This is a genomic window from Variovorax sp. GW821-FHT09B05 (genome assembly GCF_059418265.1).
The window spans coordinates 38,478-58,582 of sequence record NZ_JBWKPN010000002.1 but is presented as its reverse complement, the minus strand read 5'-3'; the positions used below and the strand labels follow the sequence as shown (position 1 = coordinate 58,582).

At 66.9% G+C, this 20,105-nt stretch carries 21 protein-coding genes; 11 read left to right on the top strand and 10 right to left on the bottom strand.

Annotation, left to right across the window (positions count from 1 at the left end; translation table 11 throughout):
* The first annotated feature begins 369 nt into the window (after window positions 1-369).
* The 3 genes from AC07RM_RS05060 to AC07RM_RS05050 all read left to right on the top strand — a co-directional run bounded on the left by AC07RM_RS05060 (window position 370) and on the right by AC07RM_RS05050 (window position 3,271).
* Window positions 370-1,059 (top strand): hypothetical protein, encoded by a 690-nt coding sequence (locus tag AC07RM_RS05060; protein WP_495333556.1) that lies wholly within the window; start codon window positions 370-372, stop codon window positions 1,057-1,059.
* Window positions 1,060-1,290: 231 nt separating this feature from the next.
* Window positions 1,291-2,499, top strand: coding sequence for a multidrug effflux MFS transporter (locus AC07RM_RS05055; protein ID WP_495333554.1), 1,209 nt, complete (start codon window positions 1,291-1,293; stop codon window positions 2,497-2,499).
* A gap of 10 nt (window positions 2,500-2,509) precedes the next feature.
* A complete protein-coding gene (locus AC07RM_RS05050) occupies window positions 2,510-3,271 on the top strand; it encodes an SDR family NAD(P)-dependent oxidoreductase (protein ID WP_495333552.1) in 762 nt (253 codons plus the stop codon).
* A 49-nt stretch (window positions 3,272-3,320) separates the two neighbouring features.
* Here AC07RM_RS05050 and AC07RM_RS05045 read toward each other — a convergent pair whose 3' ends face one another.
* Together AC07RM_RS05045 and AC07RM_RS05040 are read right to left on the bottom strand one after the other, a co-directional pair.
* Entirely contained in the window at window positions 3,321-3,776 is a 456-nt protein-coding gene (locus AC07RM_RS05045; protein WP_495333550.1) for a GNAT family N-acetyltransferase, read from the bottom strand.
* A gap of 28 nt (window positions 3,777-3,804) precedes the next feature.
* Window positions 3,805-4,821: a hypothetical protein gene (locus AC07RM_RS05040; protein WP_495333548.1), complete on the bottom strand. Its 1,017-nt coding sequence runs from the start codon at window positions 4,819-4,821 to the stop codon at window positions 3,805-3,807.
* A 239-nt stretch (window positions 4,822-5,060) separates the two neighbouring features.
* Between AC07RM_RS05040 and AC07RM_RS05035 the strand changes: the two genes are divergently transcribed.
* On the top strand, window positions 5,061-5,303 hold the full coding sequence (locus tag AC07RM_RS05035) for a hypothetical protein (protein ID WP_495333546.1): 243 nt from the start codon (window positions 5,061-5,063) through the stop codon (window positions 5,301-5,303).
* A 317-nt stretch (window positions 5,304-5,620) separates the two neighbouring features.
* Window positions 5,621-5,923 carry a hypothetical protein gene (locus tag AC07RM_RS05030; RefSeq protein ID WP_495333544.1) on the top strand — a complete coding sequence of 101 codons (303 nt, stop codon included), beginning with the start codon at window positions 5,621-5,623 and terminating at the stop codon, window positions 5,921-5,923.
* Between the two features lie 132 nt (window positions 5,924-6,055).
* Here the strand turns inward: AC07RM_RS05030 and AC07RM_RS05025 are convergent, their stop codons facing one another.
* Window positions 6,056-6,580: a hypothetical protein gene (locus AC07RM_RS05025; protein ID WP_495333542.1), complete on the bottom strand. Its 525-nt coding sequence runs from the start codon at window positions 6,578-6,580 to the stop codon at window positions 6,056-6,058.
* A 382-nt stretch (window positions 6,581-6,962) separates the two neighbouring features.
* Window positions 6,963-7,268 carry a transcriptional repressor gene (locus tag AC07RM_RS05020; protein ID WP_495333540.1) on the bottom strand — a complete coding sequence of 102 codons (306 nt, stop codon included), beginning with the start codon at window positions 7,266-7,268 and terminating at the stop codon, window positions 6,963-6,965.
* A gap of 543 nt (window positions 7,269-7,811) precedes the next feature.
* Between AC07RM_RS05020 and AC07RM_RS05015 the strand changes: the two genes are divergently transcribed.
* Window positions 7,812-8,759: a hypothetical protein gene (locus AC07RM_RS05015; protein ID WP_495333538.1), complete on the top strand. Its 948-nt coding sequence runs from the start codon at window positions 7,812-7,814 to the stop codon at window positions 8,757-8,759.
* Here the strand turns inward: AC07RM_RS05015 and AC07RM_RS05010 are convergent.
* Window positions 8,756-9,655: a LysR family transcriptional regulator gene (locus AC07RM_RS05010; RefSeq protein ID WP_495333536.1), complete on the bottom strand. Its 900-nt coding sequence runs from the start codon at window positions 9,653-9,655 to the stop codon at window positions 8,756-8,758. The two genes, AC07RM_RS05015 and AC07RM_RS05010, sit on opposite strands and share 4 nt — an antisense overlap.
* Window positions 9,656-9,756: 101 nt before the next feature.
* On the opposite strand from AC07RM_RS05010, the gene AC07RM_RS05005 reads away from it, so the two are divergent.
* Complete coding sequence (locus tag AC07RM_RS05005; protein WP_495333534.1) at window positions 9,757-10,563, top strand: NAD(P)H-dependent oxidoreductase; 807 nt, start codon at window positions 9,757-9,759, stop codon at window positions 10,561-10,563.
* Here the strand turns inward: AC07RM_RS05005 and AC07RM_RS05000 are convergent.
* The 4 genes from AC07RM_RS05000 to AC07RM_RS04985 form a co-directional block, all read right to left on the bottom strand.
* Complete coding sequence (locus tag AC07RM_RS05000) at window positions 10,560-12,653, bottom strand: alpha/beta hydrolase domain-containing protein (RefSeq protein ID WP_495333532.1); 2,094 nt, start codon at window positions 12,651-12,653, stop codon at window positions 10,560-10,562. The genes AC07RM_RS05005 and AC07RM_RS05000 overlap by 4 nt on opposite strands.
* A 136-nt stretch (window positions 12,654-12,789) precedes the next feature.
* The gene (locus AC07RM_RS04995; protein WP_495333530.1) at window positions 12,790-13,755 is read right to left on the bottom strand and encodes a Bug family tripartite tricarboxylate transporter substrate binding protein; all 966 of its coding nucleotides are present in this window, start codon (window positions 13,753-13,755) and stop codon (window positions 12,790-12,792) included.
* A gap of 57 nt (window positions 13,756-13,812) precedes the next feature.
* Window positions 13,813-14,163: an AtuA-related protein gene (locus AC07RM_RS04990; RefSeq protein WP_495333528.1), complete on the bottom strand. Its 351-nt coding sequence runs from the start codon at window positions 14,161-14,163 to the stop codon at window positions 13,813-13,815.
* Between the two features lie 136 nt (window positions 14,164-14,299).
* Window positions 14,300-15,691, bottom strand: a complete 1,392-nt coding sequence (locus AC07RM_RS04985) for an acyclic terpene utilization AtuA family protein (RefSeq protein ID WP_495333526.1) — start codon at window positions 15,689-15,691, stop codon at window positions 14,300-14,302.
* Window positions 15,692-15,792: 101 nt separating this feature from the next.
* Here AC07RM_RS04985 and AC07RM_RS04980 point away from each other — a divergent pair, with 101 nt between their 5' ends.
* Window positions 15,793-16,737 carry a LysR family transcriptional regulator gene (locus AC07RM_RS04980; protein ID WP_398496640.1) on the top strand — a complete coding sequence of 315 codons (945 nt, stop codon included), beginning with the start codon at window positions 15,793-15,795 and terminating at the stop codon, window positions 16,735-16,737.
* On the opposite strand, the gene AC07RM_RS04975 is transcribed toward AC07RM_RS04980, so the two are convergent.
* Window positions 16,738-17,715 carry a LysR family transcriptional regulator gene (locus tag AC07RM_RS04975; protein WP_495333524.1) on the bottom strand — a complete coding sequence of 326 codons (978 nt, stop codon included), beginning with the start codon at window positions 17,713-17,715 and terminating at the stop codon, window positions 16,738-16,740.
* Between the two features lie 113 nt (window positions 17,716-17,828).
* On the opposite strand from AC07RM_RS04975, the gene AC07RM_RS04970 reads away from it, so the two are divergent.
* Genes AC07RM_RS04970 through AC07RM_RS04960 form a run of 3 tightly spaced genes read left to right on the top strand, consistent with a single transcriptional unit; the run spans window position 17,829 to window position 20,101 of the window.
* Window positions 17,829-18,815 (top strand): tripartite tricarboxylate transporter substrate-binding protein, encoded by a 987-nt coding sequence (locus AC07RM_RS04970; protein ID WP_495333522.1) that lies wholly within the window; start codon window positions 17,829-17,831, stop codon window positions 18,813-18,815.
* Between the two features lie 26 nt (window positions 18,816-18,841).
* The gene (locus AC07RM_RS04965) at window positions 18,842-19,384 is read left to right on the top strand and encodes a 4-hydroxylaminobenzoate lyase (RefSeq protein ID WP_495333520.1); all 543 of its coding nucleotides are present in this window, start codon (window positions 18,842-18,844) and stop codon (window positions 19,382-19,384) included.
* A 3-nt stretch (window positions 19,385-19,387) separates the two neighbouring features.
* Window positions 19,388-20,101, top strand: a complete 714-nt coding sequence (locus tag AC07RM_RS04960; RefSeq protein ID WP_495333518.1) for a nitroreductase — start codon at window positions 19,388-19,390, stop codon at window positions 20,099-20,101.
* The last annotated feature ends 4 nt before the right edge of the window (window positions 20,102-20,105 follow it).

The following is a 20,105-nucleotide window of genomic DNA, read 5'->3' as shown; positions in this document are numbered from 1 at the left end:
ATAGCCACGCCTTCTGAACGCCCCAAGCCGCGCCCGGGCGAACATCGCAGGCAAGCAATCGAGTGCAACAGTCAGCACGAAGGAACAATGTGCCAGGTCGTTTAGTCGACCTCGGCTCCCCGGGGGCCGGAATTCAAGCCGAGGGCTGCTCAAGGTATAGAGTTCAAGCGACGTACCGAATGCCAACCTTGGCGTTCTGCCCAACTTCATGCGTATTGCTCAAACCGTCGAGATTCTCTGGACCAAGGCAACACGCATGGTGCCGTCTGTCACTCCAGTCGGGCGAATAGGCGTCTGCCAGGCGACAGGAGAAATCGTCTTCAAGAACGACTCGGCTTTCAGGACGTTCGCCCCTGCGCCAGGAACACCATGAAACGCGGCCTCGCCCTCCCAGAACTCAACCCCACGTTCGGCCCTTTCGGTCGACGCGTCAAGTTCTACGGTGCGCTGGCGATCGTTGCCATCTTCATATGGTTGGTGGCACGCCCACGCCCTTACTGGGTGGCGATCTCCACGGCCTATGCCACGCTCCTTTGCATCACTGTCGCACCACTTTTCGCGAACGACTATTTCCGTTTGAAAGGCGACGAGGGTTTTACGGACAAGGCCAGGATCAACATGACCGAGCCGTTGTCCTGCCTGACGGCTGCGCTGGTCTGGCGCGCGGTTCTGGATACGAGCACGGACGACATTTTCAAAGCGATCTTCCTCGGCTTGCTCGTGGGCTTGCCGTACGCATTGTTCCTGTGGGTCATCGTCCGGCGGGCGTCGTTCTTGATCGCGGCAGGAATCGGCATGGCCCTGGGACCAGCCATCTTGCTTCACTTGAACGCGCTGACCCTCCCAGCGCATGGCTACGTCGAGCGAGGAGTCGTCTCCAGCACATACACGTCAACGAAGCCATGGCGCCACGTCGTGGTTGCATCGATCGAAGGAAGCAAGGTGGAACTGGTAGTGCCCGCGGACTCCCTTTCGAGCTATAAGGTCGGCCGGCGGATATGCACCGAGGTGCGCGCCGGCATGTTCGGCATTCGCCAGCGCTCCATTCAAGCTTGCTGATCAGTCTTTGCACCGATACGGTTTCGTCGCCCTGGTGTAAAGTCCACCCCGCCGAGCCCACAAACTCGCCGCGTAGCAAATCGCACGCACCATCATCCAGCCCCAAAGGCCCGATGAACCCCAGCTCCTGTTGACCCGACGAGAGCCACCACGTACCCATCCTCGACGGATGGCTCTTGTTGTCAGGTCACCGCATCCCCGCAAGAGGGGTGCGCGCAAAGGAGTCGCCCCGTGCCGCCCCATCATCGAAACGCCCCACCCCTCTGGCTGCTGATCGCGCTGTCGGCGCTCGGCGTTCTGCCGCTGAACATGTTCGTTCCTTCCTTGCCAAGCATCGCGAGGGAGTTCGACGCCGAGTTCGCGACGGTCAATGTCGCCGTGGCCGGGTACGCCATCGTCACGGCGTTGACGCACCTGATCGCCGGCGCGCTGTCCGACCGGTTCGGGCGCAAGCCCGTTCTGATCGTCGCGCTGCTCGTCTTCGTGATCGGCTCGATCGGATGCTTCTTCGCGCGCAGCGTCGAAGTGTTCCTGGCCTGCAGGCTGCTCCAGGGCAGCGCCATTGCCGGATACGCCATGTCGCTGGCCGCGATCCGCGACACGGCGGGCGAGCGGATGATCAGTCAGATCGGCTATGTCTCGTCCGCCTGGGCGATCGCCCCGATGCTCGGCCCCACCGCGGGTGGCATTCTCGACAGCTGGCTGGGCTGGCGCGCGAACTTCGCCGCTTTCGCGCTCATGGGCGCAGCGGCTCTCTGTCTGGCCCTGCGCTACCTGCCGGAGACCCACCACCATCGCTCCACGACGATGTCTAAACAGCTCGACGGGTACGGCCAACTGCTTCGCTCCGCGCAGTTGTGGGCTTATGGACTCTGCATGGCCTCTTCCATCGGCACGCTCTACGTCTTCATCGGCGGCGCGCCAGCCGTGGCCATGCAGACCTATGGAACCTCCGCCGCGATGGTGGGCGCCTACATGGGACTGGTTCCCGCGGGCTTCATCGTCGGAAGCTTCACGCTCGCGCGCTGCGGGCAACGGTGGCAGCCCATCCGGTTCATCGTTGCCGGGCGGTTGCTGACCTGCGCAGGCCTGCTGGTTGGCGTGGCGTTGGCAGTGCTGGGGTTTGCTCATCCGCTCGCGTTCTTCGGCCCCTGCGTGTGCGTGGGCCTCGGCAACGGATTGACGATGCCCGCGGCCAACGGCCGGGTGCTGTCGATCCACGCGGGCTTCGCAGGCACCGCCTTGGGCCTGGCTTCGGCCATGACGGCCATCGGTGCCGGTGCCATCGCCTTTGCGGCCGGGCTGTTCGTCGACGAAGCCCATCCACGCACTGCCCTGCTCGCGGCAATGTCGACCACATCGCTGCTTTCATTGGGCATCGCCGTGTTCATCGCTCGTTCGGAGCGGCGGCAACGGTGCATTCGATCGCAACCAGACTGAGGTTTTCCAGATGAACGTCAATCCGACCATCGATCCCACGCTCCGTGTCGCGCTGGTCACCGGATCCACATCCGGCATCGGTGCCGCCATCGCGCGCAAGCTGAATCACGCGGGTTATGCCGTGGTCCTTCACTCTCGAAGTTCCGCGGAGACAGGCCGTGCAATGGCTGCCGAGATGAAGCAGGCCATCTACGTTCAAGCAGACCTTGCCCTGGAAGCCGACAGGGTGCGGCTCATCAGCGAAGCCATTGCCGCGTGGGGCCAACTCGACGTGCTGGTCAACAACGCCGGCATCAGCAAAGTCATTCCGCACGCAGACCTCGCCGCCGCCACTTCCGCGGTGTGGCATGAGCTCCACGAAGTCAATGTCGTGGCGCCGTTCCATCTGGTTGCCTTGGCCGAGTCGGCCCTGCGTGACGCCGCCCTGCGCCGCCGAGCGGGCTGCGTCGTCAACATCAGCTCGCACGCGGGCGTTCGCCCCAAGGGCGCATCCATTCCCTATGCGGTCAGCAAGGCCGCGCTCAACCACATGACCCACCTGCTCGCGCTGTCGCTGGGGCCGGACATTCGCGTCAACGCCGTCGCGCCAGGTCTGGTCGACACGCCGCTCACCGTCGACTGGACCGCCGCACAGGCGCTGTGGCGCGAGCGTGCGCCCATGCACCGGGCCGCCAGCCCGGACGACATTGCGCACGCCGTTGCGATGCTGGTTGCCTCGGATTACCTCACCGGCGAAGTGCTGCTGTCGGACGGCGGGTTGAATCTGACCTAGGTGGGGTCGCAGGCACCTGCGATGGCCGCCGGCACTTTGCGTGAGAAGACTAACCGGCCTTCGAAGGAGGCTTCGCAATGAAGGCCTGCTTTCCGTGCCGATCGAAGCCGGCCGACTCGTAGAACTTCAACGTCGCCTCGTCCTTGCGACCGGTCATCAGCATCACCTTGTAGCAGCCCGCAGCCCAGGCCGTGTCGAGCGCTTGGGCCAACAAGCCTTTTGCGTAGCCTCTGCCGCGGTACGCTGCATGCGTCACCACGTTCTCGATCACGCCGTAGGGCCTGCAGCCGCGCGTGAGGTTGGGGATCACGGTCAGATTGCAGCTGGAGACCAGGTCGGCACCCTCGAATCCACCGAAGTAGTGGAAGTGACGACTTGCCAGGATCTCCTGCCAGACTGCCTCGACGACAACCGGGGCGGGCCGTGGATCGTCCGTCTCGTGAAGGTGCTGGTAGAGATCGAGCAACGCTGGCAGGTCGGCCTCGAGAAGCTTGCGAGTTTTCATGTTTGGCGTGGACAGTGGGTCGAGTACCTTACATCGCGCGGGCCATGTCCGCGATTCTCGCCAGTACACCCACACCAGGCCAGCACCACGCCGCCGTGGAGATCGCTGCGATCGCGACATAGACCGCTCGCTCCGTGCCCCCCAATGCAGGCGCCGGGCGAATGCACACTGGGAGAGGTTCTTGCGCGACGTCTTGCAGCGACTCCGAGCAGGTACCCAGGTCGGCCGCCGATAGGCGAGGCAGCCTTCCAAGACGAGAGCCGATCAGCGTCAGCAACAGCATCGGCCACCAGAGCAGCGAGATCAGCAGCAACGCGGCCGAAGACAGCACCCTTCCCAGCACGGATCTTTCATCCCATGGCCGATAGTTCGTCATCTGCGTCCACAGGTTGTTGCCGAACTCCCGCAACAGCGGCCTTCTGATGCCTTCCAGGCATTCGACCTTCGGCAGCCACTGCCAATCGCCTGCCATGTACCTGCGCAGAAACTCGTAGTGCTCAAGACAATCGGCGGGACTGTTGTTTGCGTTGCTCACAAGGATCATCTGCGCGGCACCGACTTCCGTTGGCCCCTTCAGGCAAAGACGGTAGCGCAGCGCGCCGCCCACCGTGATTGAGTCCACCTGGGGAACCAGTTGCGCCCACGGCGCCTCGAAGCGCTCCCTGCCCCTGAGCTGAACGACCTTGCCGGTCGCCCGATTGAAGAGCGTAGGAAACGCATAGGGCGCGGTCACTGCCTGCACCAGCGCGGCAACGGCAATCAGCGCAAACACCGCGATCGATACCGACATGATCAGCACGAAGGCCGTGTCGGCCATGTCTTGCCGAAATGCGTCGGCGAGCATCGAGCAGAACCACGCCGCGATCCCCAGCGGCATGAGCCCCAGAAAAAGAACGATGCTCTTGATCGCCGAAGACATGTTGCCGTGCGGCAGCGTCTGCAGCCGTACCGAATCCATCGACAGGACAAGCCCATCGCCAGAAGGGGCCGGCGGCACGGGGTCGACGTCCAACTCCTCATCCTCTCTGTTCTTGACGATGCGCAAGGCGGGCCCGATGTTCTCGCCAGATCGGACATAGGCGGCAGCCACCCCGCAGACCTGCAGGCAGCCCGCTCATCTCTCGGGCACCAACGAAGCTAGCTTCTTTTTCATGAGCCTCCCAGTGCCTAAAGTCATTCCTCTGTGCGACTCGCGAGTTCTGCCACGGTCGGCCTTGTCCGATGGTTCCTATGCGGCGATCATTCCTCGCGCCAGGTACAAGAAATCACTGACGCCACACACCGATGAGTGCAAAGCGATTCCCCACGATAAGCATTGCGGTGACGGTGGTCCTGGCCGTCGTTCTCACCGCATCCAACACGATATACGAGCGCTACTGCGCCTTCGGCTTCGGTGGCTTTCAGTGCAACGATCCCGTTTCCGGCTATGGCAGCGCGCTGATCACGACATCACTTGTCTCCCTCGCCCTCCTCGTCGTGTCGGCGGCAATTGCGGTATGGAAGCTCATCGCTTGGGCTCGAAGCTGAAAACGGCGGCCTACAGCCATTGCTCACGTTGGGCCTCAGGCAGCAGCGAGGTGGCAAAGGCCGGCGTGACTTTCGATACTGGCGCGCGCCGGTCGCCGTGCGCACAGTGACGCGCTGTGACATCGCACGAGAGACTCCGATGGCTTCTGGCAGCCGCATGCCTGGGCATCATGGGCATGCCGTTGTCCCAGACATCGGCGTGCGCGCCGGCCGCCCCTCGCGATCCGGGGTGACAAGGCATCGTCATCGAGGCACCTCCCCTGGTCCAGTCGAAGCCTGGCCAGACCGCCGTTGTGTGGGTGTGCGGGCTGGCAGTCATGCCCATCATCGTGCCCACCCCGCCCGAGATGAGGCTTGTTGCGGTGAACAGCACCACCGGCCAGCGCTACGCCGGCCCCGTTCCCGCGCCGGCACCGCAAGACAACGAGATACCCAATCCCATGCAGCGCCCGCCCAGGCAGCCACATGAGGTTTTCGGGATGACGGGACAGGTGCGCTTCTACCTGGACCTGATGGCGGTACTTCGCCTACCTCAGAGGAATGCGGACTACCGGGTGCATGTCGAACGAGGCGTGCTTTCGTCCAATGTGGTACTGGTGCAGGTTCGAATCGCCGGCTGAGGCAGAGAGCGCCGGGGCAAGCCGATCGCAAGACCCACTGCACGCTATGTCTCCGTCACCAATGCGGCAGCTCCACTCCTGCCAAAGCATAGCTGGACAGCTCATGCGCCCAGGACCTGCACCGATCGAACCTCACTGCTCCGACGGAGCGTGGGACTCGTGGGGAACAGCAAGTCTCTGCAGCAGCCACCCTCCCGCCTTCAGCGTGGAGAAACGCCACCATGAACCATTCGGCTCGGCATAGAAAGCCAGATGGTCTTCGCCACCCGCCTGCTTGAGAACGGACTCAGAAACTCGCGCATGCACTTCTTGACTGCTCAGCTCGATCAAGTGCTGCCTGATCAGCCAGACAACTCGGTAGTACTCGGAGATGTGGGCCTCGTCCGTGCTCGGCAAAGGATAGGGGCCGGCCAGTTTCCTCTTGTGCTCGACGACCCGGGGCGGAGGCTCGCCGGTCTCGATGAATGCATACAGACCCTGCCAGGGTTCGGGTTCTGGCCAAACCTCTCTATAGCGCCGACGGTCCTCTTCGCCCAATGCCAGAAAGAAGCTTCTCCAATCCTCCCAGTAGACCTCACCCCAGCCCATGCGCCATCCCAAACTCCCCCAAGGGAGATCGGGATGCTTGACCCATAGCGGTGGCAATCCGGTTGTCATGCTTTCACATTGATGAGGCTGAAGCTTATCGCCTCGTACCTACGACCTGCGACTCGAAGGCCAAGCGCCTTGCATTGCTTGCAAAGCACCTTCGCGCGACTCGATTCAAACTCACCCAGGCCGAATTCCGTCTTTCCTCTCAGAAGAGCAAGCACTTAGGCTGCAGCTCGCTCTGCGAGATCTGGCACAACCGATCGCAGGGCCTTGACTTCGGAAACGCTCGGCCCGCCATCCGCGAAGACGGCATGGAGCACTTCTCTGTCTTCAAAGTGGTGCACAACAACCCAGCCAGGCTCTGAGCCGTCCCAAAGGTATGAAAATTTTTCAATGGATTCCATGGGGTCTGACTAAAGTTTCGACCTGATCGACGGCTCCCCATCCTTCACGAAGACTCCACCCTGAAGCCTCGCTTGCCTTCGAAGATCTTCTTCAGAGCCGTGATCAGCTGTCGTCGTTCTTCATGGGAAACGCCGAGGTTCACAACGTACTCATCGAACCCGTCTAGCTGACTAGCCGTCTCCGGATCCAGGTGCGCCGTGAGAACGTCCCCGTTGAGCGTCAAGTTCAGGTCTTCCACGCTGGCGTTGAGCTGATCGAGCACCATCACTTCGATTTCGCCCTGATCTGGAAGGCGTGTCAGTGAGAAGCAGTATTTCGTGGCAACGTCGACACAGTAGACGAAAGCCATCTCGTAGTGCTCGTCGTAGGGTGATGCCGAAACCCGAGCGTGGAGAACCTTGCTTTTTCTTATTTCGCGCATTTTGGGGGATAAGTTTTCATGCGCTTGTGTGGGCAAGAAAGGCCGCACACACGCCCCCTTGAACGGGCGGATGAATGAATCAACCGCTTCGCCTCGCGGCGGGCCGTCGATGCATCGGGCATCGCGGCGAACGTGGGGCGCAAAAGGCGACGGCCAAGATGCTGACACACCCTGGCCGCCTAGCCACAAGACGTGCAACACCTTGAAAGGAGCACACCAAATGGCTAGACGGATTATGGCCCGGCGTCGCACGCCGGTATCTCGCAGCGCGGTAGCGCCCACATGCACGGGGCCGGGGCCGGAGGATCTTCTGGAGAACAAGCTGGAGCAGTTGAACTCGCTGCTTTGGTGTTGCCATGGAAGCGGAAGTCATTGGCGTGAGGATGCGGAAGGAACGCATTTCAACAACGTGATCTGACTGGCCTATGAATTGGCCCGAGAAGCGAGGGAGCTATTTCAACGCTCGGCAACTTGCTCAAGGTGAGCGCGCGACGGCGCACCCATTTCAGCAGCATTCCCGCGCTCCATGTTCCGTTGGTCACCAACCACTGGCCAACCACATTAGCAAGCCGCATCCGCTCATTCACCAACACCGCCCAAGAGCAACTCAATCTCCCGGGGGCGATCAACGCTCCGGCTGGAATGCCTTGCAGCCGTCGCCGGATACACTTCGTTAAATATTTCTATAGCTCACCGAGGGATCGAGGCGTGTATCCAAAGGAATACTTCTTGGAGCGGTTTCGGAATGACGAAACCGAGGACCTCTTGCGACGATACGCAACCACAGACTTGGCGGACGAAGCAAAAGAGGCGATCCTCTTGTTGCTCAAATCCCGTGGAATCGAAGACTCGACTTTGCAGCCGCTCGTGCTGCAAGCAAGGAAGGCCTCGTATCGGCAGACCAAAGGTACAAGCGAGTGCGATTTCTGTGGAAGCTCCGCCAGGTTCTCTGCGCTTTTAGATGAAGGGCAGCGCTTCTGCAGCAAGGCATGTTTGCGGAATGCGCGTCTGCTTGAAATATCAGAGGACATCTCGAAAGAAGAGATTCTTAGCCACGCGTTCACCATAAAGAACGGTACGTGTCCGGAATGCCAGCAAGCGGGCTCAAAGACAGAAGTGCGGCGCTACTACCGGGTCTGGTCGGCAGGCATCTTCACTCAATGGACCAACCGAACGCACATCTGCTGCCATTCGTGCGGAAGAAAAGCAAACCTGGGCTCCATCGTCTTCTGCACATTGCTTGGCTGGTGGGCCATTCCTTGGGGAGTCATCATGACTCCCGCCCAAATACTGGCCAACATCACCGAGATGTTCAAACCGTTGTCTGACCCTGCTCCGTCCGACGAACTGCTGCAAGCCGCGAGGCTTGATCTTGCTGCAAAGCTGCACAAGAAGCTTGCGATGGGAGCTGGTGCCTAAATTTCCACCCCCTCCACCACCCTCTCCCTCACCCACCGATGCCCCGCATCCCGATGCTTCCTCTCATGCCAAAGCATCGCCATCTCATACCCCGGCACCTCCAGCGGCGCCTCCACCACGCGTAGCCCCGCAGCCCCGCGCGCAAGCCGCTCGGGCAGCATCGCGACCATGTCGGTGGTCTGCAGCACCGAGATCATGAAAAGGAAGTGCGGCACCGAGAGAGCCACGCGCCGCGTGAGGCCCTTCTCGGCCAGCGCTTCATCGGTGGGGCCGCTGAAGCCGCCGCCGCTGAGCGACACCACGACGTGCTCGAGCGCGCAGAACTGCGCCAGGGTGGGCCGGCGCTTCAGGCGCGGGTGGCCGGCGCGGCCGGCGAGCACATAACGCTCGTGGAACAGCACGCGCCGGTGCAGGCCCGGCGGCGCGCCCACGCTGGTGTGAAAGAACAGGTCGAACTCGCCCTGCTCCAGCTGCCGCGCCATGCGCAGCGGCACGGCCTCGACCACGGCCAGACGGGTGTGGGGCGCGGCGACGCGGATGGCGGCGAGCGCGGGCAGCAGGATGGCCGACTCGGCATAGTCGGCGGCGGCCACGCGCCAGGTGGTGGTGGCCTCGGCGGGGTCGAAGGGCTTGCTGGGCGCGACGGCGCGGCCCAGCGATTCGAGGGCCTCGCGCAGCGGCTCGCGCAACTCGTCGGCGCGCGCGGTGGGCCGCATGCCGCGCTGGGCGGGCACGAGCAGCGGGTCCTTGAACACCTCGCGCAGCTTGGCGAGCTGCACGCTCACCGAAGGCTGCGACAGGTTCAGGCGCTCGGCCGCGCGGGTGACGTTGCGCTCGGCCAGCAGGGTGTCGAGGGTGAGCAGCAGGTTGAGGTCGAGGCGGCTCAAATTGTTCATGGCAATTCCTGGAATTCGAACTATTCATTTCCAATATATCGCCACGCTGCCTAACCTGCGGTCATCGCTCCTCTTCTTTCCTCATGACTTCAGGTGAATCCATGAACGTACTCCTCGTGCTCGCGCATCCCGAACCCGCCTCGCTCAACGGCTCGCTCCATCGCTTCATGCGCGATCGGCTCGAGGCGCAGGGTCATTCGGTGCGCACCTCCGATCTCTATGCCATGCGCTGGAAGCCCACGCTCGAAGCGGCGGACTTTCCGGCGCGCGACGCGGCCGCTCCCTTCGACCCCGCGCTCGATTCGCTGCGCGCCTTCGAAACCGGCACGCAGGCGGCCGACATCGAGGCCGAGCAGCAGAAGCTGCTGTGGGCCAACGCGGTGATCCTGCAGTTTCCGCTCTGGTGGTATTCGATGCCGGCGATCCTCAAGGGCTGGATCGAGCGCATCTATGCCTATGGCTTCGCCTACGGAGTCGGCGAGCATTCCGACAGCCACTGGGGCGACCGCTTCGGCGAAGGCTCGATGGCGGGCAAGCGCGCGATGGTGGTCACCACGACGGGCGGCTGGGCCTCGCATTACGCGCCGCGCGGCATCAACGGGCCGATGGACGACCTGCTGTTCCCGATCCATCACGGGATCCTCTACTACCCGGGCTTCGAGGTGCTGCCGCCCTACGTGGTGCACCGCACGGGCAAGGTCGACGCGGCCGCCTACGCGCGCATCGAGCAGGAACTGGGGGCGAGGATGGACACGCTGTTCAGCACGGCGCCGATCCCGTTTCGCCGCCAGAACCATGGCGACTACGAGATTCCCGCCCTCACCCTGCGGCCCGACATCGCGCCGGGCTGCTCGGGCTTCGGGGTGCACCAGGCACCGGCCGAAGCCCAGGCTGTCGCCGAGGCTTAGGGCAGCACCGGCGTGGCGGCCGCGGCGGCGATCGCGGCGTCGGCATCCACGCGCAGCATGAAGCGCCGGGCGACGAGGTCGTTGGCGGCGGCGGTCACGGCCGACACGTAGCCCGCCTGGTCGGTGTAGCGCTCCTGCAGCGACAGGCGCGGGTCGCCGCTGCCGGTGCGCGCGGCCGTGGTCCTGGCGAACGGGAAGTACGCGCCGAACAGGCCGGCCTGGTCGATGGTGGCGGGCTTGCTGGTGTAGTTCCAGCCGGTGTTGGTGCCCAGGGGCACGGCCACGTCGAGGCTGCGGATGCCGGCGATGTCGTTGCCGTCGGCATCGACCTGCGGCACGAGGATGGCGTAGTCGCGGCCCAGGTAGGCCGGCGGCACCTGGGTGGGGATGCCGCTCTCGTCCTGCGGACGGTAGCTCGGGCCCCAGTCGAGCAGCGAGAAGGTGTTGACCAGGCCGGTGTAGCCCACGCCCGGAATGGCCGGGAACTTCACCTGCTGCGGCCGCACCAGGGTGCTGTCGGCGAGCCTGGGCACCTGGCTGTCGGGCGGGTTGGTGCCCTTCACGACCCAATCCTCGAGGTTCTGGTAGAGCGCGCGCACCACGGGGATCACGCCGGCATTGCCGTTGGTGGCATAGAGCGCGCCGGCCGCGCTGCCGGGCATCGAGGGCAGGCCCAGCAGGTGATGGCTGCTGGCGTAGTAGTACACGCGCGCATTGGCGGGCTGCGCGAGGTCGGTGGTGCCCCAGGCGTCGGTCAGCAGCGGCGAGCCCTGCAGCACGTAGAACTCGGTGCCGCTGAAGCCGATGAAGAGCTTGGGGCAGGTGCCGCTGGCTTCGCAGCGCGACAGGATGCCGCCACGGCGCTGGGCCACGTCGTCGACGTAGTCCTTCGACAGGCCGCGCGTGCCGGCCTGGCCGAAGGCGGTGTGGTCGCTGCGCACGCCACCGCCGCCGCCCGGAATGGCGAAGCGGGTGTTGATGTTGGTCTGGCGCGCGGCGATCTGCGCGAACACGCCGTCGAACACCTTGCGGCCCGCGCGGTCCTCGTTGAAGCCGAGATGCACGAAGGTCTTCATGAAGTTGCCGCACTGCGACACGCCCGATGCAATGGTGTTGCGAATGGCGCTGGCCACGGGATTGGCGGTGCCGGCGGCATCGCTGGCCTCGTGGTGGAAGAAGGCGATCATGTCGCGCAGCGCCGCGAGGCCCAGGCCCATGACCTTGGGGTCCTTAGCGACGTAGACGAGCTCGTACATGTAGGCCGGGTCCCAGCCGGCCTTGAGGCACACGCTGGTTTCGTCGGGCGTGCCCGGGAACGGGGTGCCGGCGGCGCACTTGGCGAACTTCCATTCGCTGGCCGGGATGAGCTGGCGCGCGTCTTCCTCGTTGATGCGGCGCGTGAGCACGTAGCCCGGCTTCGTGTTGTCGAGGCTGGCGGTGGCGTAGGCCTGCATCGCGGCATTGAACGGGCCGCCGGGCAGCGGCAGCGAATCGCCGGTGGCCACGGTGGGCAGCAGCTCGGCGCGGTAGGGGCCGGTGATGGTGCTGCCATCGGGGTTCTTCGCCACGGGCACGGTCAGCGTGACCTTGCCGGCGGCGGCGGGCACGTCGCCCTGCCAGGCGGCGGTGAGGAACACGTAGCCGCGCGATGCGAAGTAGGGATCGAGGTTGACGATGTTGCCGCGGTTGGGCGCGTCGTAGCGCAGCACGCCGCTGGCCTTGCTCATGTCCTTGGGCTTGAAGAGCACGAACTCGGACTTGTATTCGACCTTGCCGTTGGCATTGGTCGGCGCGAGCGCGAGGTCCTGGATGATGGCGTTGTGCGTGTCCTTCGGGTCGACCTCGCCGGTGAAGGTGCCGGTGATCTTCTCGTAGGCGCCGGCGCTGCCGAAGCTGCCGGGCACGTCCTCGGTCCTGGCGATCGAGAGCGTGTACTTGGGCGCGCTGGCCGCGGGCGGCGGCGGTGCGGGCGGGTTGCTGGCGGGCGGGGGCAGCAGCAGGCCGCCGCCGCCTCCACCGCTGCCGCCGCAGGCGGTCAGGAAAAGCGCGGCCGTGACCGCGCTGGCAGCCGCGAGGCTCCATCGATTCATGTCTGTCTCCTGTGGTTGTGATGTATCGGCGCCGGGCGCCTGTGTGCGGCACGATGCGCGCCGCCGCCGCGCGGCCGGCAAGCCGGTCGGCGGGTGTGGTGGGGCCGGGGAGGAATCCCCCGGCCCTGGAACTCGTTTACTCGGCCTCGATGCCGGCCGCCTTCACGATGCGGCCCCACTTCTGCGATTCGCCGGCCTGGAACTTCGCCAGTTCCTCGGGCGAGGTGGTGAAGACCTCGGTGCCGCTCGGCTCGTAGAAGGTGGTCTTCGCGCTGTCGCTCTTCGCGGCCTTCACCAGCAGTTCGTTGAGGCGCTTGACCACGGCCGGCGGTGTCTTGGCAGGCGCATAGGCGGCGAACCAGTAGCCCATCTCGTAGCCCTTGACGCCGGCCTCGGCGATGGTGGGCACGTCGGGCGCGAGCGGCGAGCGGCTGGCGCTCGACATGCCGAGCGCGCGCAGCTTGCCACCCTTGACCTGCGGCAGGCCGGTGGCGGTGTCGGTGATCATCATGTCGATCTGGCCGCCGAGCAGGTCGGTCACGGCCAGGGTGTTGCTCTTGTAGGGCACGTGCAGCAGCTTGATGTCGGCCATCTGCTGCAGCAGCTCGCCGGCCATGCGGCTCGACGAACTGCCGCTGCCGAAGCTCAGCTTGCCCGGCTCCTTCTTCGCGAGCGCGATGAAGTCGGCCACGCTCTTCACGTTCGAGGCCGGGTTCACCACCATGATCTGGCCGCCCTTGCCCAGGCCGGCGAGCGGCGCGAAGTCCTTCACCGGGTCGTAAGGCAGCTTCTTGTAGAGATGCTCGTTGGCCGCGTGCGTGGTGTTGGTGGTGACGAGCACGGTGTAGCCGTCGGCCGGCGCCTTGGCGACGAACTGCGAGGCGATGAAGCCGCTGGCGCCGGCGCGGTTGTCGATGACGACGGCCTGTTTGGTCTCGGCCGTGATGACGTTGCCGAGGGCGCGCGCGATCTGGTCGGTGGCGGTGCCGGCCGCGAAGGGCACGACGAAGGTGATCGGCTTCTCGGGGAAGGACTGCGCCTGGCCCAGCAGCGGGGCCAGGGCCAGCGCGGCGCCGAGCAGGGTGAGGGAACGTCGGTTCATGATCTTGTTGTCTCCGGGATCGATGGTTGGAAATTCGGTGAAGGGTTGCTTCGGCGCTCAGGGGCCGGCCAGGTGGTGCGCAAGCTCGCTCGGCACGCGCACGGGCATGTCGAGCAGCAGGAACGAGAGCGCCTTGCCGTGGGTGTCGAGGTTGAGCGCATCGTTGACGCCGCCGTCGAGCACGGCGTCGAGCACGAAGTTCATGGCGTGCAGCTTCGGCAGCAGGAAGCGCTGCACCTGCGAAGGCGCGCGGTGGCGGAACTGCTCGGCCACGCGCTCGGGCGTGAGCTGCTCGGCGAGCACGGCATAGAGCGCGGGATGCCAGGCGATGACGCTGATGTTCGAGCGATCGCCCTTGTCGCCGGTGCGGCCGTGGGCGGCGCGGTAAAGAGGGACTTCGAGGTTCATGGCTTGGCTCCTTCCCCCTCTGGGGGAAGGTCGGGATGGGGGCAGCGGGCGGTGGAGAGGCAACGGCGGTCGCGAAGGCCCGGTGCCCCCACCCCGGCCCTCCCCCAGCGGGGGAGGGAGAAAGACACGGGCTTGCTCATGCGCCCTCTCCTTCATCGAGCAACTCGAAACGCACCGGCACCGCCTCGCGCGGCAGCAGGCACGAGATGGTGTTGAGCCGCGGCGTGAGCGCTGTGCGCACGCCGCCGCCGCCCGCGGGCCCGCAGGTGTAGAGGGCCGTGACCTCGCGCGCCAGCCGCTCGGCCTGCGCGCGCTCGGCATGGGTGGCGGCCACGCGCAGCCGCACGTCGCGCAATCCGCTGTCGGGCGTGGCTGCGAGCGCCTGGCCGGCGTCGTCGCCGAAGATGCTCAGCGCGCCGATCAGGTCCACGCGCAGCGCGAGTCCATCGAGCCGTTCGCGCAGCACCTGCGCCGCGAGCCGTGCCCGTGCCTCGGCGCGCGGCCCGGCATAGGAGATCTCGCCCTCGGCGAGCCAGCCGCCCTCGTGGCAGACGTTGACCTTGTAGTGCGCGGGCCGCGCATGGCCGCGCACGCCCGAGAGCGCCACGCGGTCGGGCCCGGGCAGCGCATGCACCTCGGCCTCGGCGATGTCGGCCACCACGTCGGGCGTGAGGTAGGCGGCGGGATCGTGCACCTCGTAGAGCAGCTGCTCCTTCACCGTGGCCTCGCTCACGAGGCCGCCGGTGCCGTCGGCCTTGCCGATGGTGCAGTGGCCGTCGGCATCGATCTCGGCAATGGGAAAGCCCACGGCCGCGAGGCCCGGCACGTCCTTGTAGCCGGGGTCGGCGAAATAGCCGCCGCAGACCTGCGCGCCGCATTCGAGCAGGTGCCCGGCCATGGTCGCGCGGCCGAGCCGGTGCCAGTCGTCGGCGCGCCAGCCGAAGTGCGACAGCACGGGGCCGACGGTCAGCGAGGGATCGGCCACGCGGCCGCACACCACCACCTGGGCGCCCGCGTCGAGCGCGGCGGCGATCGGCTCGGCGCCGATGTAGGCATTGGCGCTGACCACCCGAAGCCCGTCCATCGCGGCGCCGAGCGCCTCGCGCAGCAGCGCGCGGTGGGCCGGGCCCGAGAGGTCGTCGCCCTCCACCACCGCGATGCGCGGCACCGGCGCGCCGAGCTCGCGGGCCATGCGCGCGATGTGGCGCGCGGCGGCGCGCGGGTTGGCGGCGCCGAAGTTGCTGACGATGCGGATGTCGTGGGCGAGGCAGCGCGCGAGCACCGGGCGCAGCATGGCGTCGAGCAGCGGCTCGTAGCCGGCCTCGGGGTCGGCACGGCGGCGCAGCTGGGCCAGCGCGAGGGTGCGCTCGGCCAGCGTCTCGAAGATCAGGAAGGCGCGCTGCCCGGCGGGGCCGTGGCGCAGGCGCGCGATCAGGGTGTCGACCACCGGTCCGGCGGCGTCGGTGCGGTCGCCGGAGAAACCGGCGGCGCATCCGATCAGGAGGGGCGGCGATGCGGGGGAGTCCATGGCCGGCGACTGTAGGCACCCGTACCTGATCCGTAAAATCGAAAGTTCAGATCGATTGATCTGGATTTCGAATAACAACGACCGAGCCCCGGAGACAAGCGATGAGCACCAGCAGCGCCGCCGCGCGCAAGACACCCGATCTCTCGACCCGCCAGCTGCGCGCCTTCCTCGCGCTGGCCGAGCTGCGCAGCTTCACGCGCGCGGCGCAGGCCAGCCATCTGTCGCAACCGGCCTTCAGCGCGCTGATCCGCACGCTCGAGGACGCGGTGGGCACGCGGCTGTTCGACCGCGACACGCGCAGCGTGCAACTCACGCCCGAGGGCCGGCTGTTCGAGGGCTCGGCGCGCCGGCTGCTCGACGACATGGGCGGCGCCATGGCCGACCTGGCCGACCACGTGGAGCGCCGCAAGGGCCGGGTGCGCGTGGCCGCCCTGCCCTCGCTGGCCGCGGGCTGGCTGCCGAGCGTGTTCGCCGAGTTCATGCAGGCCTGGCCCGGCATCCGCATCGACCTCGACGATGCGCTGTCCGACGCCTGCATCGCGCTGGTGCGCAGCGGCCAGGCCGACTTCGCGCTCGCAGCCTCGGGCGCGGGCGAGGCGGCCTACAGCGACCTGCGCGGCCAGCGGCTGTGCGCCGACCGCTTCCACCTGGTGTGCCGCACCGACCATCCGCTCGCGCGCGAGACCCGGCTCACGGCGAAGAAGCTCGCGCCCTGGCCCTTCATCCAGATGGCGCGCAACAGCAGCGTGCGGCAGGCGCTCGACGTGGCGCTGCATCCGCTGCGGCTCAACGCGGTGTTCGAGGTCGAGCATCTGGCCACGGTGATGGGGCTGGTCGAGGCCGGGCTCGGCATCAGCGTGGTGCCGGCGCTCACGCTGTTCCACTTCCGGCGCGAGACGCTGGTGACGCGGCCGCTGCCGCTGCCCGCGCTCACGCGCACGGTCTACCTGGTGCAGCGCAGCGAGGGCAGCCTGTCGGTGGCGGCGCAGACGCTGCACGACCTGATCGTGGCACGGCTGGGCAAGCTCAAGCTCGACGACTTCTGATCAGCCCTCGCCGCCGGCCGCCCTGGCTGCCGCGGCCACCATCTCGCGCAGCCAGGCATGTGCGGCGTCGTGGTCGTTGCGCCCGTGCCAGACCGCGCGCGTGACCACGGTGGCGGCGTGGTACGGCGGCTGGCGCTGCAGCAGCTCGCCGGCGCGCGCGAGGTAGGCGCCGAGCGAGGCCGGCACGATCGACAGCATGTCGCTCTCGCGCAGCAGCGCGGGAATGGCCAGCGAATGCGGCACGGTCACGCGCAGGCGCGGCACCTGGCCGATCGCGGCCAGGGCCTCGGCGAGCGCGGAGCGGTCGAACATCTCGGACTGGCGCGCGAGCCCGCGCTCGAGGATGAAGCCGTCGACGGCGCCCTCCTCCTGCCCGCCGAGCGAGGTGGTGACCAGCGCGTACTTCGCGAGGTCGCGCACCGCGAGCTTGCGCCTGGCCGCCGGATGGCCCTTGCGCATCAGGATCACCTCGCCCTGCGACAGCAGGGTGCGCGCATTGAGCCGCGCCGGCACCTGCGAGAAGGTGCCGATCGCGAGGTCGATGCGGCCCAGGTCGATCTGTTCGGCGAGGTCGAGCCGGGTCGAGGGGCGGATCACCAGGTCGACGCCGGGCGCGGCCTGCTGCAGCGCACGCGTGAGGCCGGCGACGATGACCGCCGTGATGTGGTCGTTGGCCGCGATCGTGAAGCGGCGCGAGGACAGCGCGGGATCGAAAGGCTCGACACCGAGCGTGGCCTCGATGCGGCGCAGCGCATCGCGCAGCGCGGGCGCCATCGCGCTCGCGCGGCCGGTGGGCTGCATGCCCTTGCCGGTGCGCACGAACAGCTCGTCGCCCACCAGCTCGCGCAGCCGCGTGAGCGCATGGCTCACGGCCGACTGGCTGAGGTTGAGCCGGCGGCCGGCCAGGATCAGGTTGCGGTCCTCGAAGACCGCGTCGAAGACCTTCAGCAGGTTGAGGTCCATGCGTCCGATGCTCATGGCGCGCTTCTTCGTGAGTTGAATGCCGTGCATTCTGCGCTTGCAAAAGCGCCAGTTCCATTCAATTCGGGGCCGGCCGATCATTCGGCCACTTCACACCCACGAGGCCCGCCATGAACGCACTCACACGCCGCCGCTTCACGCAGGCCGCGCTCGCCCTTCCGGCCGCCGGCTGGCTGCCGCGCGCCTTCGCGCAGTCGCAGGGCAGCCCGGGCAAGCTGCTGGTCGGCTACCCGGCCGGCGGCACGCTCGATACCACGGCGCGGCAGCTCGCCGAGGCCTGGCGCAAGCAGGGCCGGCACTACCTCGTCGACAACCGCGCAGGCGCGGCCGGGCGGATCGCGAGTGGCCAGCTCAAGCGCGAGAAGCCCGATGCGAGCGTGCTGCTGTGCACGCAGGCCTCGGCGCTCACGATCTACCCGCATGTCTACAGCAAGCTGGCCTACGACCCGGCCACCGACTTCGTGCCGGTCTCGCCGCTGGTGATCGCGACCTGCGCGCTGGCGGTGAGCAGCGCGGTGCCGGCTTCGGTGAAGAGCCTGCAGGATTACCTGGCTTGGGTGCGCGCCACGCCCACCGGCGCGACCTATGCCTCGCCGGCCGCTGGATCGGTGGCGCACTTCCTCGGCTGGCAGCTGTCGGAGGCCGGCGGGCTGAAGCTGCAGCACGTGGGCTACCGCGGCTCGGCGCCGGCGATGCAGGACCTGCTGGGTGGCCAGATCCCGGCCTACCTCGGCTTCGTGGCCGACTTCCTGCCCTACCTGCAGCAGGGCAAGCTGCGCATCCTCGCCGTGAGCGGCGAGCAGCGCTCGCGCTTCATGCCGGCCGTGCCCAGCTTCGCCGAGCAGGGCTTCGTGCAGATCCGCGGCGCCGAGAACTACGGCGTGTTCGCGCCGCCCGGCACGCCCGAGGCCGGCGTGCGCGCGCTGCACGAGGCGATGGTCGTGGCCAGCAAGGACCCCGGCCTGCGCGCGGCCTTCGACCAGGTCGGGCTCGAGGTCCACACGCTGGCGCCCGACGACTACGCGCGCCAGATCCGGCGCGAGCGCGAAGCCTGGGGGCCCGTGGTGCGGGCCTCGGGCTTCCGCTCGAACGAATGAAGCTTTCAACCCCCACGAGCAAAGACATGAGCACGACGCACACCGGCCGCGAGGAACTGATCGAGCGAAGCCTTCCCTTCCTCGAGGAGATCAAGGACATGACCACGGGCACCGAGGTCGAGCAGTGGCTCAACCGCACCCATGGCCCCGACAGCGCGCTCTACCAGTCGCTGGCACGGCTGGTGAGGCAAGGCGTGCGCGACGGCTGGGCCGCCAACGTCGAGCTCGACGGGCCCATCTACCGCCGCAGCCGCATCGCCGAGCCCTCGGAGCGCACCTTGGGCTTCAGCATCACGGCCGTCTACATGGACAGCACCGGCAACACGCAGGGCAACCCGGGCCACGCCTACCGCGGGCAGTACCACGCCCATCCCTATGGCGAGTTCAACATGGTGGTGCCGCTCAACGAAGGCGCCGCACTCAACGGGCCCAACGGCTGGTGCGAAGCCGGCTGGACCGCGCCCGCGCCGGGCAGCCACCACTATCCCGAGGCGCGCGGCGGCGCGGTGATCGCGCTGTTCTTCCTGCCGGCGGGACGCATCGCCTACCACCCGGCACCACGGGACTGAGCGATGCAGCGGGACGACGCTCCCACCGACAGCGCACGCCATGTCGACGCGGTGCTGCGCGCGCGCCGCTCGGTGCGCGCCTTCGCGCCGCGGCCGCTGCCGCAGGCGCTGGTGCGCGATATCCTGCAGGTGGCGGCCACGGCGCCGAGCAATTCGAACACCCAGCCCTGGCGCGTGCACGTGCTGGCCGGCGCGCCGCTGAAGGCGCTCGGCGCTGCGCTCGACGCGGCCTTCGTGGCGGGCGATTTCGAGGCGCCCTCGCACTTTCCCGATCCGCTGCCCGGCCCCTTCTGCGATCACCAGTCGGCCTTCGCGGCGTGCTACTACGGCGCGCTGGGCATCGACCGCGCGGACGCCGCGGCCCGCGCGCGGCAGACGCGACGCAACTACGGCTTCTTCGGCGCGCCGGTCGGGCTGATCTTCGGCATCGACGCGCGGCTCGCGCGCCACAGCTGGCTCGACCTCGGCCTGTTCGTGCAGAACGTGATGATCGCGGCCAAGGCGCGCGGCATCGATACCTGCCCGCAGGTGTCGTTCGCACCCTTCCATGCGCTGATCGCCGCGCGGCTGGGCATGCCTCCCGAGGAGGTCACGGCCTGCGGCATGTCGATGGGCTGGGGCGATCCGTCGGCCGAGGTCAACCGGATGGCGATGCCGCGGCGGACGGTCGAGGACTTCGCGCGCTTCGAGGGATTCGACGAAGCCTCGACCAGTTGAGACA